The following is a 15,365-nucleotide window of genomic DNA, read 5'->3' on the forward strand; positions in this document are numbered from 1 at the left end:
CGCATTTGCAGCGGGACCGGGTTCCGGGTCAAGCGGCGGCATCGTCATTTGACCCCTGCGGAAGCTTCGGCCAATCTTCCCCTCGTCCGACCCCGGGGAAGAAAGGAATCACCGATGTCTTGTCGTTTTCTGACCGCCGTTTCGGTAGCGGCACTGTTCGCGGGTGCAGCGCAGGCCGAAACGGTGCTGCATATCCTGCACACCAACGACCTGCACAGCCGGATCGAGGCGATCAACGCCTTTGACAGCACCTGCGATGCCGAGGCCATCGCCGCTGGCGAGTGCTTTGGCGGCGTGGCCCGGGTCGCGGCCAAGGTCAAGGAACTGCGCGACAGGATCACCGCCGAGGGCGGCAACGTGATCGTCCTGGATGCGGGCGACCAGTACCAGGGGTCGCTGTTCTATACGACCTACAAGGGCAAGGACGTGGTCGAGTTCATGACCGCAATCGGTTATGACGCGATGGCGGTCGGCAACCACGAATTCGACGACGGTCCCGAGGGGCTGGCGATCCTTGCGGATGGGGCGGATTTCCCGGTCCTGTCCGGCAACCTCGACTTGTCGCAGTCTAATGTGCTCAACGGCAAGGTGGACGATGTCCTCACGTTGGACATCGGCGGCGAGAAGATTGGCATCGTCTCGGCCCTTGCAATGGACACGCCGGAAACCGCCTCGCCCGGCCCCAACGTGATCTTCCAGGACGACATCGAGAGCCTGAAGGCCGATGTGCAGGAACTGACCGACCAAGGCGTGAACAAGATCATCGCCCTGACTCATGTCGGCTATCTGCGCGACCAGGACTTCGCCCGCGAGGTGCCGGGTCTGGACGCGATCATCGGCGGGCATTCCCATACGCTTCTTGGTGACATGGAGGATGCCGAAGGTCCCTATCCCACAATGATCGCCGGGCCGGACGGGACCGAGGTTCCGGTTGCAACTGCCTATGCCTATTCGAAATATCTGGGCCATCTTACGCTGACCTTTGATGACGAAGGCAAGCTGATCAAGGCCGAAGGCCAGCCGATCCTGCTGGACAACTCGGTCCCCGAGGATGAGGCCATCGCGGCTCGCGTCAAGGAAATGGCCGCCCCCATCGAGGAACTGCGCCAACAGGTCGTGGCCGAAACCTCGGCCCCCATCGACGGGGACCGCAACAGCTGCCGCGCCCGCGAATGCGAGATGGGCAACTTGGTGGCCGATGCCATGCTGGACCGCGTAAAGGACCAGGGCGTCACCATCGCCATCGCCAATGGCGGCGGCCTGCGCGCCTCGATCGATCAGGGGCCGGTGACGATGGGCGAAGTTTATACCGTCCTTCCGTTCCAGAACACGCTGGCAACCTTCCAGCTGAAGGGTGCTGACGTCATCGCCGCGCTTGAGAACGGGGCCAGCCAATACGAGGAAGCGGCAGGTCGCTTTGCGCAGGTATCGGGCCTGAAATACACCGTCGATCCCGCTGCCGAGGCGGGCAGCCGCATCAGCGACGTGATGGTGATGGCCGATGGCGAGTGGCAGCCAATCGATCCGGCGGCCACCTACGGCGTCGTGTCGAACAACTACATGCGTTCGGGCGGCGACGGATATGACGTGTTCGCGACGAACGCCCAGAATGCTTATGACTTCGGGCCTGACCTGGCCGAGGTCGTCGCCGGCTATCTGGGTGCCCAAGACGGCGCATACGAACCTGCACTTGATGGGCGCATTACCGTCAAGTGAGCAGGAAGGCTGGAATGGCTGCCGCTGTCAGAGCGGCTCGACCAGGCGCCGCTTGCCCAGGTTGCGACGCTGCCGGTCGGCCAATTGCCGCGCCTCTCGCCCGCTAAGGAATCGGCGGGCAGGGGGCGTGGCTGCCCCGGAGGCAAGTTTCGGGAACAGTGCAAAGATCTCGCGCCGGGCCGCGTCGCTGACCGCATCCAAAGCTTGGGGGCCGGTAAACAGGCTTTCGGTCCAGGCGCCGTCGGACATGACGATCTCGTGCCGATCGAACAGCAGATGGAAATAGGTGACGCCGCCGGGCGGCACCGTCACCTCGATCCCGGGCAGGCCCACCAGGTGCTTCGCGGCGACCAGGATCTCGCCGTCATCGAACAATCGGTGGGCAATGCGCGAGCGGACCAGAATGCGATGCTGCGGCGATACGGCCAGGTCGCGGCAGGGACATCCCTCGCCAAGCGCGCCGGCGCGGATCAGGATGGGCCGCAGGTTTGGCCGCATTTCCAACCCCTCGTCGGTTATATATGCCCCCCCTTGCCATCGCAAAGACTGGAAGCCGTGGTCTCGTGTCAGGATCCGGTCCTCCGGGCGAAGCGTCTCGACGGGGCGCGGGCCGGTGTCCGTCTCGATCAGCGAGCCCAGGACAAAGCAGGCAACCTTGGGATAGGCGATCGAAGGATAGCTGCTTCCGAAGGACGGGACGCTCACCGCCTGGTAGGAATTGGACAGGCTGAAGCTGGGAGAGGTCCCGTCAGCCCGTGGCACGGGCATCAGCAGGACGGAATAGCGGCCTCCCATTTCGGCTCCGAACCCGCCCGAGACGAGCTTGCGGGGGAAAAGGACCCGGAACTGGTCAAAGGTGCCATCTGGGTTCCTGGTCTGGCTTTGGATGAGGGTACCAAGATGGAAGGCAAGCTGCGTTCCTGCCGGCGTCGGTTGCGGATCGTTCCCGAATGTGAAGGCGGCCGTCAGGGCCTGGCCGGTTTCGCCCGGCGTATAGCGCCCGCTTTCGAAACGATCGTCATCGTCGCTGATCGTGATCTTGGACAGCGTCGCGCCGGGAAGCGGGATGGCCTTGCCTAGCAGGTTGGACCATGGCGCCTGTTCGTTCGCGCCTGAAGAAACCGAGGGAATGCGCTGCGCAAGTGTCAGCACCGTAAACTGGTAATCCATACGCCCGTCGCCCTGGCTTGATGACAGCCCGTCGTTCCGGGCTTTGGACGACCGGAAAGACAGCCGTCCCCAAAGGCATAGCGGCCGATGGTTAACGAAGCGTTAACAAGTGTTGCGGGCTTTTCAGGGTTGCCAGGTCAGGAAATTCGCGATCAACCGCAGTCCGACGACCTGCGATTTCTCGGGGTGGAACTGCGTCCCAACGATGTTGTCGCGCCCGATGACTGCGGTGACGGGCCCGCCGTAATCCACATGCGCCAGCAGATGCGCGGGGTCCGCCACCTTGAACTGCCAGCTATGCACGAAATAGGCGTGATCCCCCGTCGCGATCCCTGCAAGCAGGGGGTGCGGCCTGTCGATCACCAGGTCGTTCCAGCCCATATGAGGCACCTTCAGGCCGGGCGAGGCGATGGCCTGGACCTCTCCCTTGATCCAGTCCAGTCCGGCGGTCTCGCGGTATTCGTGCCCGGTCGTCGCCAGCATCTGCATTCCCACGCAAATGCCCATGAAGGGCACGCCGCGCCCAAGCACGGCCTCGCGCAGCGCCTCGGCCATGCCGTCCACCTCTCCAAGCGCGGTGCGGCAGGCGGGGAAGGCGCCGTCGCCCGGCAGGACGATGCGGTCGGCGCGGGCCGCGACCTGCGGGTCCGCCGTCACGACGATCTCGGCCCCCACGTCACGCCCCATCAGCTGGAAGGCCTTTTCGGCGGAATGCAGGTTCCCGCTGTCATAGTCGATCAGCGCGACCCGCATCACAAAGCCCCCTTGGTCGATGGCAGGACGCCCGCCATGCGCGGATCGGGCTCGACCGCCTCGCGCAGGGCGCGGGCGACGGCCTTGAAGGCGGCCTCGGCGATGTGGTGGCTGTTGATGCCGTGGATGCGGTCCACATGCAGCGTGATCCCGCCATGCGTGGACAGGGCTTGGAAGAACTCTCGCACCAACTGGGTGTCGAAGCTGCCGATCTTCTCGGTCGAGAAATCGACGTTCCAGACCAGGAAGGGCCGCGCCGACAGGTCAAGCGCCGCCCGGACCAGCGAATCGTCCATCGCCAGCAGGAAGCTGCCATAACGCCGGATGCCCTTCTTGTCGCCAAGCGCGCGGACCAGGGCCTGGCCGATGGCGATGCCCGTATCTTCGACCGTGTGGTGATCGTCCACGTGCAGGTCGCCCTTGGCGCGGATCGTCAGGTCGATCAGCGAATGCCGCGACAACTGGTCCAGCATGTGGTCGAAGAAGCCAACGCCCGTCTGGTTGTCGTAGACGCCGGTGCCGTCAAGGTTCAGCGCGACCTCGATCTGCGTCTCGGCGGTGGTGCGGGTGATGGTGGCTTCGCGCATGGGGGATCCTTTCGTCGCCCGCCTTATAGGGCGCGGCGTGCGGCGCGCCAAGTCGGCAGGCTTGTCATGAGGCAGGCGCAATGCCACAACCAAGGGGACGCCACGAAAGGACCGCCGATGAGCGATATCTCTGTCAGCGAACGCCGCCTCAGTGCCGCCCTGGACCGCATAGACCAGTTCCTTGACCGCGGCGGCGTGGTCACCGCCGGCTCTGGCTCGGATCTCCGGGCCGAGCTTGAGGCGGCGCAGGCGCAGATCGATGCGCTGACCGAGCGTCTGGGACAGGATGACATGGCCGATCAGGCCGTCCGCCTTGCCGCGGCCAATGACGAGCTTGCGGCCGCCAACCGCGCGCTGATCGAAGCCGCGGCCGAAGGCAACAATGCGGTCGAGGCCGTGAGCCAGGCGCTGGAGGCCGAGATCGAGGCCCTGCGCGCCGCCCGCGCCGCCGAGGCTGCCCAGCTTGGTGCCCTGATGGCCGAGGTCGAGCGCTTGCTGGGCGGAGACTTGGCCACCAGCCCCACCGTCACCACCCCCGAGATCGCGGGCGATGCCGGAGGCGTGCCGGAAACCCGGGACGGCCACATGACCGAGGAGAACCGCTGATGGCCGAGGTCGATTTTACCATCGGGCACAAGGAATACCGTCTGGCCGCACAGGACGGCGAGGAAAGGCTGCTGCAACGCGCCGCCGCCCTTCTGGACGCCGAGGCCCAGCACATCCTGGCGCAGGCGGGCCGCACGCCCGAGCCGCGCCTGCTGCTGCTGGCCGGGCTGATGCTGGCCGACAAGGTCGCCACACTGGAGGAGCGGGCCGAAAAGGCCGAGCGTCACCTGAACCGCCTGCAAGCCAATCCCACGCGGGTCGAGGTTCCGGTGATTCCCTCGGACCTCAAGGAGGCGATGGCCGAACTGGCGGCGCGCGCCGAATCATTGGCCGACCGCCTGGAAGAGCAGGCCGGCCGTTAACTGCTTCTTAAAGACCGGCATGGCAGGATCGCGCCATGCGATGCCTTGTCCTTCTGCTGATCCTTGCCGCCTGCGCCAGCCCCTCGCCCCAGATGGCGGGGGCGGTGCGCCATCACATCCGCCTGCAAGGGATCGACTTCGTCATCTTCCACAAGGAAGACCGGGCCGAGGTGATCCGCATGACTTTCGTGCCCCGCCCGAAGACGCGCAACATTCCCGCACTGATGGCCGAGGCAGCTGCCCGGACAACAGGCTGCGAGGTGATCGCCTTCAGCGGAAAGGCACTGGCGCCTGGCGATACTGGCGTCGCGCGGTTCGACCTGGATTGCTGGAACGTCCTCAGCCCTCGCCCAGGAAGCTGACCAGGATCTGGGCGACCGCTTCCGGCGCGTCGGCGTGCAGCCAGTGGCCCGCGTCCTTCACGCGGATCACACGCGCTTGGGGAAAATGCTCGCGCAGTGCAGCTTGACCGGCCTCGGACAGGTAATCCGACCGCTCGCCCGCGATTTCCAGCACGGGTCCGCCGAATCCGGCTTTCGGCAGATCCTCGGGCCAGCCCAGGATCTGCCCCATCTGGTCGCGCAGCGCGGGCAGGTTCAGCCTCCAGGCCTTGGGGTCCGACTTGAGGTCCAGCGACTGCAGCAGGAAAGCCCGCACGCCCGGATCGTCCACCCGTTCGGCCAGCATCGCATCGGCCGTGCTGCGACGATCGACGGCACCCAGATCCAGCGATTCCATCGCGTCAATCAGATGTTCCTGCGTATGGCCATAGGCGACCGGCGCGATGTCCATGATCGCCAGCTTGCGCACCAATTCGGGCCGGGTCAACGCCAACGCCATCGCGGCCTTGCCGCCCATCGAATGGCCCACGACATCGGCCTGTCCCCCCAGATCGGCGATGACATCGGCCAGGTCGCCCGCCATCGCCACATAATCGTGGACGGCATCGTGGAAGCTGTCGCCGTGATTGCGCATGTCCACGGTGACGACGGGGCGGGCATCGGACAGCCTGCGGGCCAGGGCGCCCAGGTTGCGCCCCTGGCCGAACAGGCCATGGGCCAGCAGGATGGGCAGGCCGACCTGCGGCCCGGTGATGGTGTGATTCAGTCTCATGCGGGCGATCCTAGATCGTCTGGTGCGCCCCTGCCAGTGCGGCTAGAGTGGCGCCATGACGCGACAAGCCACAAGCCCCGACGACATCCGCGACATGGCCGACGAGGTCGCCCGCCTGATCGCCGCCCGCTTTGGCGGGGCCCGCCGGGGCGAACGGCCTCCGCTCGGCGTGATGCTGCGCCGCCGGGGCGGGGCGCTGCCGCGCCGGTTGCGCAAGCAGGCCTGGATGCTGGCCCAGGCCGACCAGCAATCCGCCCAGCCCAAGATCGCCCGCCAGCTTGACCTGGCCCGCTTGTCGCGCGCCCATCAGGCGCTCATCGCCCATCTTCAGCCATTGGGAGAGTTTTCCCGCTGGCAGGGCCGCGCTCTTGGCTTTGCGGCCTCGGTCGCCTTCGGGCTTCTGGTGCTGGCCGCGGCCGTGATCTGGATCATGCTGCGTCGCGGATACCTATAAGCATTGCATTTTGTGCAACCGAGGGTTGCGCGCACCGGGCTTGCATTTGCTGCAACGCAGCATAATGTTAGGGCCAACATCCAGGAGAAAGCGCGTATGACACAGAACGGAAATCTCCGCTATGCCGTTCTGGCCCTGGCGCTTGGTGCCTTCGCCATCGGCACCTCCGAGTTCGCGGCGATGGGTCTCTTGCCCTATTTCGCGGGCGATCTGGGCATTACCGAACCCCAGGCGGGCCATGTGATCAGCGCCTATGCCCTGGGTGTCGTGATCGGTGCGCCGTTGACGTCGGTCATGGGCGCGCGGCTGCCGCGCCGCCGGTATCTTGCTGCGCTTATGGCCTTCTACGGCGTGATGAACCTGCTGGCGGCGGTCCTGCCGGGCCTTGTCGCGCTGACGGGGATGCGCTTTCTGGCAGGCCTTCCGCATGGCGGGTTCCTGGGCGTGGCGATGCTCTATGCCGCCGATGCGCTGCCGCGCGAACATCGGGCGCGGGGGGCAGCGCAGGTGGCAATGGGCCTGACCATCGCCAATGTGGTGGGCGTCCCACTGGCTGGCTGGATGGGCCAAAGCATCGGCTGGCGTTGGGGCTTCGCCCTGCCGGGCGTGATCGCGCTGTTGTCGGCCTGGCTGATCCTGAAGGTCGCGCCCCGTGTCGGTGGCGACCCGAATGCGCGGCCCTGGGACGAGCTTCAAGCCCTGCGCAACCCGCGCGTCTTGTGGCTGCTGGCCGTGGGCGCGATCGGCTTTGGCGGTTTCTTCGCCGTTTATGCCTTCCTGACCGCCGCGATGATTGCCACCACCCAGGCCCCTTCCTATGCGATCCCCCTGGCGCTTTGCGTCTTTGGCGTTGGCGGCACGCTTGGCACATGGGTCGCGGGCCGCATGACCGAACGGCTGGGCCAGATCCGCGCAGCCTATGTCAGCCTGGCGGCGATGGCCGTCACCCAGGGCTTTGCGTCCCTGGCCGTCGGGAATTGGCAGCTGATGGTGCTGTCCTCGTTCCTGCTGGCGGCGGGCGCGGGGCTGGTGATCCCGTTGCAGACGCGGCTGATGGATGTCGCGGGCCGGGCGCAGAACATGGCCGCGGCCATGAACCATGCGGCCTTCAACGCAGCCAATGCGCTTGGGCCGTTCCTGGCCGGGATGGCGCTGACGGCGGGTTGGGGCTGGGCCTCCAGCGGCTATGTCGGCATCGGGCTTACGGCTGCGGGGGCGGTGGTGCTGACGCTGGCAGTCTGGCATGATCGGGCAAGCGCGGCGGTGGCAGACTGCGCATGATCACCTGGCGCGAGGTCGAGGCGAACTCGCGCCGCCAGGTCACGAACAGCACGACCGCCGTTCCCAGCATCAGCGCCCATGATCCGGCCAGCCAGGTCAGCGATCCAAGCGCGAAGTAAACGCTGCGCAGGCCCGCGTTGAAGCTGCGCGCGGCGGTGATGTTCAGATCCGCCGCCTGCATGGCCCGGTCGCGAGTCATTGGGTCCCCCGGATCGTTCGGCACCGCCGCCATCATGATCGCGCAATACCCGAACAGGCGATGCGCCCAGACGAATTTCAGGAAGGCGTTTACGACGAAGAACATCGTCACCAGCAGCTTCAATTCCCACAGGATGCCGCCCGCGCCCTCCAGGGCCAGCTCCTCGGCCAAGCCGCGCAACTGATCCGTGTTGCCGATCAGGGCAAGGATGCCGCCGGTGGCGATCATGCAGGCCGATGCGAAGAAGGCCGTCCCTTCGCGCAGGCTGGCAAGGATGTTGCCGTCGAAGATGCGCGGATCGCGGGTGATGAAATGCAGCATCCATTCCCGGCGGAACCGCATCATCAGCACCGAGACGGACGGCTTTCCTGCTGGCGGACGCTCGGTGAACCAGCCGATCCCGAACCAGATTGCGAACAGCAGGACAAGCGCCGCAAGATCGGGCAGCGACAGCGAGGCGGGCAGGGACAAAAGCAGATCCATGCCCTGTTCTAGCCCCGATCACAGGTGGTTGAAAAGGCCGGGGCAGGGGTCTTGAACGGCCCTGTTGCGGCCCTAAATCAACCTTGCCGACGGCCAGACAGGCGTCGGCGGACCGCCCGCCCGGTTACCGGGGGGCACAGACTGCATCGCTTGTGAAGGATGTGACCAATGCGCAACTTTGACCTGACCCCCCTTTATCGTGCCTCGGTCGGCTTTGACCGTCTGGCCGACGTGATGGACCGCGCCCTGTCGTCCGATGTCTCGGCGCCGACCTATCCGCCCTACAACATCGAGAAGACCGGCGACGACGCTTATCGCATCTCGATCGCCGTGGCCGGCTTTGCCGCCGACGACCTGAACGTCGAGGTTCGTGACGGCGCCGTGATCGTCTCGGCCCGCAAGGCCGAGGAAGACGACGGCCGCACCTACCTGCATCGCGGCATCGCGACCCGCGCGTTCGAACGCAAATTTACCCTTGCCGATCACGTGCGCGTAGACGGCGCCAGCCATGTCGACGGGATGCTGCATATCGACCTGGTCCGCGAGATCCCCGAGGCGCTGAAGCCCCGCCGGATCGAGATCGCGAAATCCGCGGCCAAGGTCGAGCACCTGGACGCCTGAGGCACCCGGAAGGCTTCCGCTCCGTGAAGCCGAATGCCCGTCGGTCACCCGGCGGGCATTTCCTTTGCGTCCGCCCCTTGGCTGGCAACGGATGCCAGCGGGAAAAACTGCTTGCCCTTGGCAGTATTTCAACCGTTATATCCGAAAGGACATAACCGTCGGAGTTCGCCATGCCGTCCTTGCACGCGACATTGGTCACCTGCCTTGCCCTGGCGGTTTCGCCGCTTCCGGCCATTGCCGACGATGTGACGGTCTTCGCCGCCGCCAGCCTGACCGATGCCCTTGACCGCGTGGCTCGGGAATGGTCCGCCGAGACGGGGCAGACGGCCGTCATCTCCTATGCAGGCTCGCCGGTCTTGGCCAAGCAGATCGGGGAAGGCGCCCCTGCCGACATCTTCATCTCGGCCAGTCCAGACTGGATGGACGAACTCGATGCCTCGGGCGACATCCGGCCCGACACCCGTCGCGACCTGCTGGGCAACAGCCTGGTGCTGATCGCGCACGGAGCAGCCAGGCCGGTGACGGTGGACAAGACGCTTGACCTGCCCGCGATGCTGCAGGGCGGAAAGCTGTCCATGGCCATGGTCGACAGCGTTCCTGCGGGCATCTATGGCAAGGCGGCGCTGATCCAACTGGGCCTGTGGGACAAGGTCGCGCCGATGGTCGCGCAGTCGGACAACGTGCGCACCGCCCTGGCCTTCGTCGCGCGGAACGAGGCGCCGTTGGGGATCGTCTATGCAACCGATGCGGCTGCCCAGGAGAACGTGACCGTCATTGGCACCTTTCCCGCAGGCAGCCACGACCCCATCATCTATCCGGCCGCGATCACGGCGCAATCGGACAGCGATCAGGCGGAGGCTTTCCTGGACTACCTGTCCTCGGCCCCCGCGCAGGCGATCTGGCGCGACTTCGGCTTCACCGTGCCCGAGTGATCGAGGGCTTGGCGACCTCCCTCGGGCCCGCCGAATGGCAGGCGGTGCGGCTGTCCCTGCAGGTCGGGCTGGTCGCGACGCTTGGCAGCCTGCCGCTGGGCATCCTCGTCGCCTATGCCCTGGCCCGCTGGTCCTTCCCGGGCAGGCAGATGCTGAACGGGATCGTGCACCTGCCGCTGATCCTGCCTCCGGTCGTGACGGGCTATCTGCTGCTGGTGTTCTTCGGGCGGCGCGGGCCGGTGGGGCAGTTCCTGGACCAGTGGTTCGGGATCGTGCTGTCCTTCCGCTGGACCGGCGCCGCCCTGGCGGCCGCGATCATGGCCTTTCCGCTGATGGTGCGCGCCATCCGCCTTGCCGTCGAGGCAGTGGATCCCAAGCTGGAACAGGCCGCCGCGACACTTGGCGCCAACCCTGTCATGGTCTTCCTGACCGTCACTTTCCCGCTGATCCTGCCGGGCGTCGTCGCCGGTGCGATCCTTGCCTTTGCAAAGGCCATCGGAGAGTTCGGCGCGACGATCACCTTCGTGTCGAACATCCCGGGCCAGACGCAGACGCTGCCCTCGGCCATCTACGCCTTTCTTCAGGTGCCGGGGGGCGAGGGGGCGGCGGCGCGGCTGGTCATGATCTCGATCGGCATCGCCATGGCGGCGCTGCTGCTGTCGGAATACGTGGCGCGGCGGGTGGCGCGGCGGATGTCGGGCGCATGACGCTGCAAGTCCGTCTGTCGCACCGGTTTGCCGGCTTTGCCCTGGATGTTGACTTCCAGGCGCCGCCGGGGCTGACGGTGCTGTTCGGCCCGTCGGGATCGGGCAAGACCACTGTCGTCAACGCCGTGGCGGGCTTGCTGCGTCCCGACAGCGGGCGGATCGCGGTGGGGGACTGGCTGCTGCTGGACAGCGCCGCCCGCCATGCCTTGCCGCCACACCGCCGCCGCCTGGGTTATGTCTTCCAGGAAGGGCGGCTGTTTCCCCACCTTTCGGTGCGCCAGAACCTGCTTTACGGCCGCTGGTTCGCCCCGCGCGGCGCGTCCGGTCCCGACCTGTCCCGCGTGGTCGATCTGCTGGGCATCGGCCCGCTTCTGGACCGCCGCCCCGGCGCCCTGTCGGGGGGAGAGAAGAGCCGCGTCGCCATTGGCCGCGCCCTTCTGGCCGCGCCGCGCCTGATCCTGGCCGACGAGCCACTGGCCGCCCTGGACGAAGCCCGCAAGGCCGAGATCCTGCCCTATTTCGAGCGCCTGCGCGATGAAGGGGGCGTGCCGATCCTTTATGTCAGCCATGCCACGACCGAGGTCGCGCGCCTTGCCACGACGGTCGTCGCCCTGCGCGCGGGCCGGGTGGTCGCGGTCGGTCCGCCCGGGCAGGTGCTGCGCGATGCGGGGGCCATGGGGTCCGAGACGGCCTCGGTCCTGTCGGCAAGGGTGGCCGCGCATGACGACGACGGCCTGACGCGGCTGGAGACCGCGGGCGGGGCGGTTTTCGTGGCCCGCCTGGACGCCCTGGCCGGCACAAGGCTGCGCCTGCGGGTCGGGTCGCGCGACGTGATCCTGTCGCGCACCCGCCCCGAAGGAATCTCGGCCCTGAATGTCCTGCAAGGCCATATCGTGAATATCGCGCCCGAGGACGGCCCGAACGTCCAGGTATCGCTGGCCCTGGGTCCGGATCGCCTGACAGCCCGCATCACCCGCCGCTCGGCCACGCATATGTCCTTGGCTCCGGGTCAACCGTGTCACGCGATCCTCAAGGCCGTTGCCGTCGCGCCAGAGGATATGGGGCTGGCCTTGCCACCGGGGCAGGGGACTGGCCCATGAGGCAGCCATTGCAAGGCAGGATCGTCCGGCTGCGGTGGTAGGCCCGGAGGGACTCGAACCCCCAACCAAGGCGTTATGAGCGCCCTGCTCTAACCATTGAGCTACAGGCCCAGCAGCCTGTCCGGGTTAATCGCAGGCCGGCCGTCGGTCAAGCGCCGATCACCGTTGCCCCGGTGGGCGGGCTGCGCTATCGGGGCAGCAGCATTCAGCCGGGGGTCGCCATGACGAAGAACGGGATCAGCTATCGCGATGCGGGCGTCGACATCGACGCGGGCAATGCGCTTGTGGAACGCATCAAGCCCGCTGCCGCAGCGACTGCGCGTCCCGGCGTGATGGACGCGCTTGGCGGGTTCGGCGCGCTGTTCGACCTTCGCGCGGCGGGCTATGACGACCCGGTTCTGGTCGCGGCCACGGACGGCGTCGGCACCAAGCTGCGCATCGCCATCGACACCGGCCACCTGGACGGCATCGGCCAGGATCTGGTCGCGATGTGCGTCAATGACCTGGTCTGCCAAGGGGCCGAGCCCCTGTTCTTCCTGGACTATTTCGCGACCGGCAAGCTTTCGGTGGACGAAGGCGCCCGCGTGGTGGAAAGCATCGCACGGGGCTGCAAGGCCGCGGGCTGCGCCCTGGTCGGGGGCGAGACGGCCGAGATGCCGGGCATGTATCACGACGGCGACTTCGACCTGGCCGGCTTCGCGGTCGGCGCCATGCAGCGCGGCACTGCCCTGCCTGCGGGCGTGATGGAAGGGGATGTGCTGCTGGGCCTGGCCTCGGACGGGGTGCATTCCAACGGCTATTCGCTTGTCCGCAAGGTCGCGGATCACGCGGGCCTCGGCTGGGACGCGGCCTCGCCTTTTGGTGACGGCACCCTGGGCGCGGCGCTGCTGGTGCCCACGCGGCTTTACGTCAAGTCCGCGCTTGCGGCGATCCGGGCGGGGGGCGTCCATGCCCTGGCCCATATCACCGGCGGCGGCATCACGGAAAACCTGCCGCGCGTTCTGCCCAAGGATCTGGGCGCGGACATCGACCTGTCGTCCTGGACCCTGCCGCCGGTCTTTCGCTGGCTGGCCCAGGCCGGCGGGATCGACCAGGCGGAAATGCTCAAGACCTTCAACAGCGGCATCGGCATGATCCTGTCGGTCGCGGCCGACCGCGCCGACGCGCTGGCCGGCCTGCTGTCCGGGCATGGCGAAACGGTTCATCGCCTTGGCCGCGTGACGGCAGGGCCGGGCGTTCGCTACAGCGGGCAGCTTGCGTGAAACGCGTTGCCATTCTGATCTCGGGCGGCGGGTCGAACATGGTCCGCCTGGTTCAGGACATGGGGGCGGGCGACCATCCGGCGCAGCCGGTCCTTGTCGCGTCGAACGATCCGGCGGCCGGTGGTCTTGCCAAGGCCGCGGCCCTGGGCGTTCCGACTGCCGCCGTAGATCACCGCGCATATCCGGGCGACCGCGCCGCCTTTGAAGCCGCGCTGCTGGAACCACTGCTGGATGCGCGCCCCGACATCATCTGCCTTGCGGGCTTCATGCGCATCCTGACGCCCGCCTTCATTGACCGTTTCGAGGGGCGGATGATCAACATCCATCCTTCTCTGTTGCCCAAATACCCAGGCCTGCACACCCACAAGCGCGCCATCGAGGCAGGGGATGCCGAGGCAGGCTGCACGGTGCACGAAGTCACTGGCGATCTGGACGCGGGCCCGATCCTAGGCCAGGCTCGCGTGGCTGTCGAACCCGGCGACACGCCGGAAAAGCTGGCGGCACGCGTCCTTGAACGCGAACACCAGCTTTACCCGCTGATCCTGCGCCGCTTCGCGTCCGGCGCGCGCGAACGCTTCGACATCTAGCCCCAAAGCGCGGTCAGCGCCGCCACGGGATCCTCGGCCGTCCAGATCTCGGGTCCGATGGCGATGAAGTCGCTGACGGGCGACAATTGCTCCAGCAATTCGCGCGTGATCGCGCCTTCGGACACGACCGGCACCTCGATCATCTCGGACCACCACTGGAGCAGCTCCAGTTCCACCGGCTCGCCCCGATACAACGCCGAGGCACCGACTGGGCCGAAGCTGACGTAATCCGCGCCGGCCTCGCCTGCGTTCATCCCCTCGTGGCGCGAATTGCCGCAGAAGCAGCCGACGATGGCATCCGCGCCCAGTTCCTTGCGGGCATAGCGAACGGCCTTCGCACCGTCGGTCAGATGCACCCCGTCCAGCCCGTGCCGCTGGGCCAGGGCCACATGATCGTCGATCACCACCGCCACGTCGCGCGCATGGGCGATTTCGCGCGCCAGATCGGCAAGGCGGCCCAACTCGTCCTCCTCGGCCCCGGCGCGGATGCGCAGGCAGGCCACCGGAAAGGCATCCATGACCGCCGCCAGTTGCGGGCCCAGTGTCGACGCCTGCGCACCGGCGGGCGTCATCAGGTAAAGCTGCGGGGCGTCGGGGGTGGCGTCGGGCATGGCGGAACTCCTTTATGTCGCAGATAGCGCAGCTTGCCGCCCGCCGCCATACGGACTATCTGCGCCCCATGCAAACCGAACGCCTGCCCGTCATCATCCTGGTCCGCCCGCAGATGGGCGAGAATATCGGCGCCGCCGCCCGCGCCATGCTCAATTTCGGTCTGACCGAGATGCGCATCGTCGATCCTCGCGACGGCTGGCCCAACCCCCGCGCCGTTGCCATGGCATCCGGTGCGGCGGGGCAGGTGCTGGACCGCGCCCGGATCTATCCGACCCTGGCCGAGGCGATGGAAGGCGTGGATTTCGCCTTTGCCACGACCGCACGGGGCCGCGAACTGTCCAAGCCCGTGCATTCTCCGGCAACGGCGATGGAGATGGCGCGCGCCCATGAAGGGCGCTGCGCGATCATCTTCGGGCCCGAGCGCACTGGGCTGGAAAACGACGACGTTGCCCGCGCCAACGCCATCGTGACGGTGCCGGTGAACCCCGACTTTCCGTCGCTGAACCTGGCCCAGGCCGTCTTGCTGATGGGCTATGAATACGGGCGCGAGCTGCTGCCCGCCGAGCCTTCCCCCCATCACGGCCGCCCCGAGGCGATCCAGCCCGCCGACCGCCTCGAGATCGAGAAGCTGGGCGATCACTTCGAGGAGAGGCTGACCGAGGCGGGCTTCTTCTTTCCCGACACCAAGGCCGCGTCCATGCGGCTGAACCTGCGCAACATGTGGTCGCGGCTGGCGCTGACCCGGGGCGACGTGCGTGTCCTGCACGGGATCCTGCGGCAGTTGACCCGGCGCTGACCCCAACCTACCCTCCGCCCCACC

At 67.0% G+C, this 15,365-nt stretch carries 19 protein-coding genes and 1 tRNA gene; 13 read left to right on the plus strand and 7 right to left on the minus strand.

Annotation, left to right across the window (positions count from 1 at the left end):
- The first annotated feature begins 114 nt into the window (after positions 1–114).
- Entirely contained in the window at positions 115–1,716 is a 1,602-nt protein-coding gene (locus FIU66_RS05480) for a bifunctional UDP-sugar hydrolase/5'-nucleotidase (protein ID WP_167621761.1), read from the plus strand.
- A gap of 27 nt (positions 1,717–1,743) precedes the next feature.
- Here FIU66_RS05480 and FIU66_RS05485 read toward each other — a convergent pair whose 3' ends face one another.
- The 3 genes from FIU66_RS05485 to hisB form a co-directional block, all read right to left on the minus strand.
- Positions 1,744–2,886, minus strand: coding sequence for a Hint domain-containing protein (locus FIU66_RS05485; RefSeq protein ID WP_167621762.1), 1,143 nt, complete (start codon positions 2,884–2,886; stop codon positions 1,744–1,746).
- Between the two features lie 123 nt (positions 2,887–3,009).
- On the minus strand, positions 3,010–3,639 hold the full coding sequence (gene hisH / locus FIU66_RS05490) for an imidazole glycerol phosphate synthase subunit HisH (protein WP_167621763.1): 630 nt from the start codon (positions 3,637–3,639) through the stop codon (positions 3,010–3,012).
- Positions 3,639–4,226, minus strand: a complete 588-nt coding sequence (gene hisB / locus FIU66_RS05495; protein ID WP_167621764.1) for an imidazoleglycerol-phosphate dehydratase HisB — start codon at positions 4,224–4,226, stop codon at positions 3,639–3,641. Before hisB ends, hisH begins: the two co-directional genes overlap by 1 nt.
- A 117-nt stretch (positions 4,227–4,343) precedes the next feature.
- Here hisB and FIU66_RS05500 point away from each other — a divergent pair, with 117 nt between their 5' ends.
- Genes FIU66_RS05500 through FIU66_RS05510 form a run of 3 tightly spaced genes read left to right on the plus strand, consistent with a single transcriptional unit; the run spans position 4,344 to position 5,556 of the window.
- Positions 4,344–4,832: a hypothetical protein gene (locus FIU66_RS05500; protein ID WP_201281091.1), complete on the plus strand. Its 489-nt coding sequence runs from the start codon at positions 4,344–4,346 to the stop codon at positions 4,830–4,832.
- Positions 4,832–5,194 carry a cell division protein ZapA gene (locus FIU66_RS05505; RefSeq protein WP_167621765.1) on the plus strand — a complete coding sequence of 121 codons (363 nt, stop codon included), beginning with the start codon at positions 4,832–4,834 and terminating at the stop codon, positions 5,192–5,194. The genes FIU66_RS05500 and FIU66_RS05505 overlap by 1 nt, the downstream gene beginning before the upstream one ends.
- Positions 5,195–5,229: 35 nt before the next feature.
- Positions 5,230–5,556: a hypothetical protein gene (locus FIU66_RS05510; RefSeq protein WP_167621766.1), complete on the plus strand. Its 327-nt coding sequence runs from the start codon at positions 5,230–5,232 to the stop codon at positions 5,554–5,556.
- Here the strand turns inward: FIU66_RS05510 and FIU66_RS05515 are convergent.
- A complete protein-coding gene (locus FIU66_RS05515) occupies positions 5,534–6,307 on the minus strand; it encodes an alpha/beta fold hydrolase (RefSeq protein ID WP_167621767.1) in 774 nt (257 codons plus the stop codon). The genes FIU66_RS05510 and FIU66_RS05515 overlap by 23 nt on opposite strands.
- Positions 6,308–6,362: 55 nt before the next feature.
- Here FIU66_RS05515 and FIU66_RS05520 point away from each other — a divergent pair, with 55 nt between their 5' ends.
- Both FIU66_RS05520 and FIU66_RS05525 read left to right on the plus strand, forming a co-directional pair.
- Entirely contained in the window at positions 6,363–6,761 is a 399-nt protein-coding gene (locus tag FIU66_RS05520; RefSeq protein WP_167621768.1) for a hypothetical protein, read from the plus strand.
- Positions 6,762–6,857: 96 nt separating this feature from the next.
- Positions 6,858–8,042 carry an MFS transporter gene (locus FIU66_RS05525; RefSeq protein WP_167621769.1) on the plus strand — a complete coding sequence of 395 codons (1,185 nt, stop codon included), beginning with the start codon at positions 6,858–6,860 and terminating at the stop codon, positions 8,040–8,042.
- Here the strand turns inward: FIU66_RS05525 and FIU66_RS05530 are convergent.
- Positions 7,963–8,724 carry a DUF599 domain-containing protein gene (locus tag FIU66_RS05530; RefSeq protein WP_167621770.1) on the minus strand — a complete coding sequence of 254 codons (762 nt, stop codon included), beginning with the start codon at positions 8,722–8,724 and terminating at the stop codon, positions 7,963–7,965. The genes FIU66_RS05525 and FIU66_RS05530 overlap by 80 nt on opposite strands.
- A 168-nt stretch (positions 8,725–8,892) precedes the next feature.
- Between FIU66_RS05530 and FIU66_RS05535 the strand changes: the two genes are divergently transcribed.
- From FIU66_RS05535 to modC, 4 genes are all read left to right on the plus strand, one after another.
- Positions 8,893–9,345, plus strand: coding sequence for an Hsp20 family protein (locus tag FIU66_RS05535; protein ID WP_167621771.1), 453 nt, complete (start codon positions 8,893–8,895; stop codon positions 9,343–9,345).
- Positions 9,346–9,515: 170 nt separating this feature from the next.
- Complete coding sequence (modA, locus tag FIU66_RS05540; protein ID WP_167621772.1) at positions 9,516–10,277, plus strand: molybdate ABC transporter substrate-binding protein; 762 nt, start codon at positions 9,516–9,518, stop codon at positions 10,275–10,277.
- Entirely contained in the window at positions 10,274–10,984 is a 711-nt protein-coding gene (gene modB, locus FIU66_RS05545; protein ID WP_370528946.1) for a molybdate ABC transporter permease subunit, read from the plus strand. Before modA ends, modB begins: the two co-directional genes overlap by 4 nt.
- The gene (modC, locus tag FIU66_RS05550; protein ID WP_167621774.1) at positions 10,981–12,084 is read left to right on the plus strand and encodes a molybdenum ABC transporter ATP-binding protein; all 1,104 of its coding nucleotides are present in this window, start codon (positions 10,981–10,983) and stop codon (positions 12,082–12,084) included. The genes modB and modC overlap by 4 nt, the downstream gene beginning before the upstream one ends.
- Positions 12,085–12,119: 35 nt before the next feature.
- On the opposite strand, the gene FIU66_RS05555 is transcribed toward modC, so the two are convergent.
- A tRNA-Ile gene (locus tag FIU66_RS05555) sits at positions 12,120–12,195 on the minus strand.
- Between the two features lie 110 nt (positions 12,196–12,305).
- Here FIU66_RS05555 and purM point away from each other — a divergent pair.
- On the plus strand, positions 12,306–13,346 hold the full coding sequence (gene purM, locus FIU66_RS05560; RefSeq protein ID WP_167621775.1) for a phosphoribosylformylglycinamidine cyclo-ligase: 1,041 nt from the start codon (positions 12,306–12,308) through the stop codon (positions 13,344–13,346).
- Positions 13,343–13,933: a phosphoribosylglycinamide formyltransferase gene (gene purN / locus FIU66_RS05565; RefSeq protein ID WP_167621776.1), complete on the plus strand. Its 591-nt coding sequence runs from the start codon at positions 13,343–13,345 to the stop codon at positions 13,931–13,933. Before purM ends, purN begins: the two co-directional genes overlap by 4 nt.
- On the opposite strand, the gene FIU66_RS05570 is transcribed toward purN, so the two are convergent.
- On the minus strand, positions 13,930–14,544 hold the full coding sequence (locus FIU66_RS05570; protein WP_167621777.1) for a thiamine phosphate synthase: 615 nt from the start codon (positions 14,542–14,544) through the stop codon (positions 13,930–13,932). The two genes, purN and FIU66_RS05570, sit on opposite strands and share 4 nt — an antisense overlap.
- 68 nt (positions 14,545–14,612) lie before the next feature.
- Here FIU66_RS05570 and FIU66_RS05575 point away from each other — a divergent pair, with 68 nt between their 5' ends.
- A complete protein-coding gene (locus tag FIU66_RS05575) occupies positions 14,613–15,341 on the plus strand; it encodes an RNA methyltransferase (RefSeq protein WP_167623400.1) in 729 nt (242 codons plus the stop codon).
- The last annotated feature ends 24 nt before the right edge of the window (positions 15,342–15,365 follow it).

It is taken from the genome of Paracoccus sp. AK26, assembly GCF_011801365.1.
In the GTDB taxonomy this organism is placed as follows: Bacteria; Pseudomonadota; Alphaproteobacteria; order Rhodobacterales; family Rhodobacteraceae; genus Paracoccus; species Paracoccus aerius.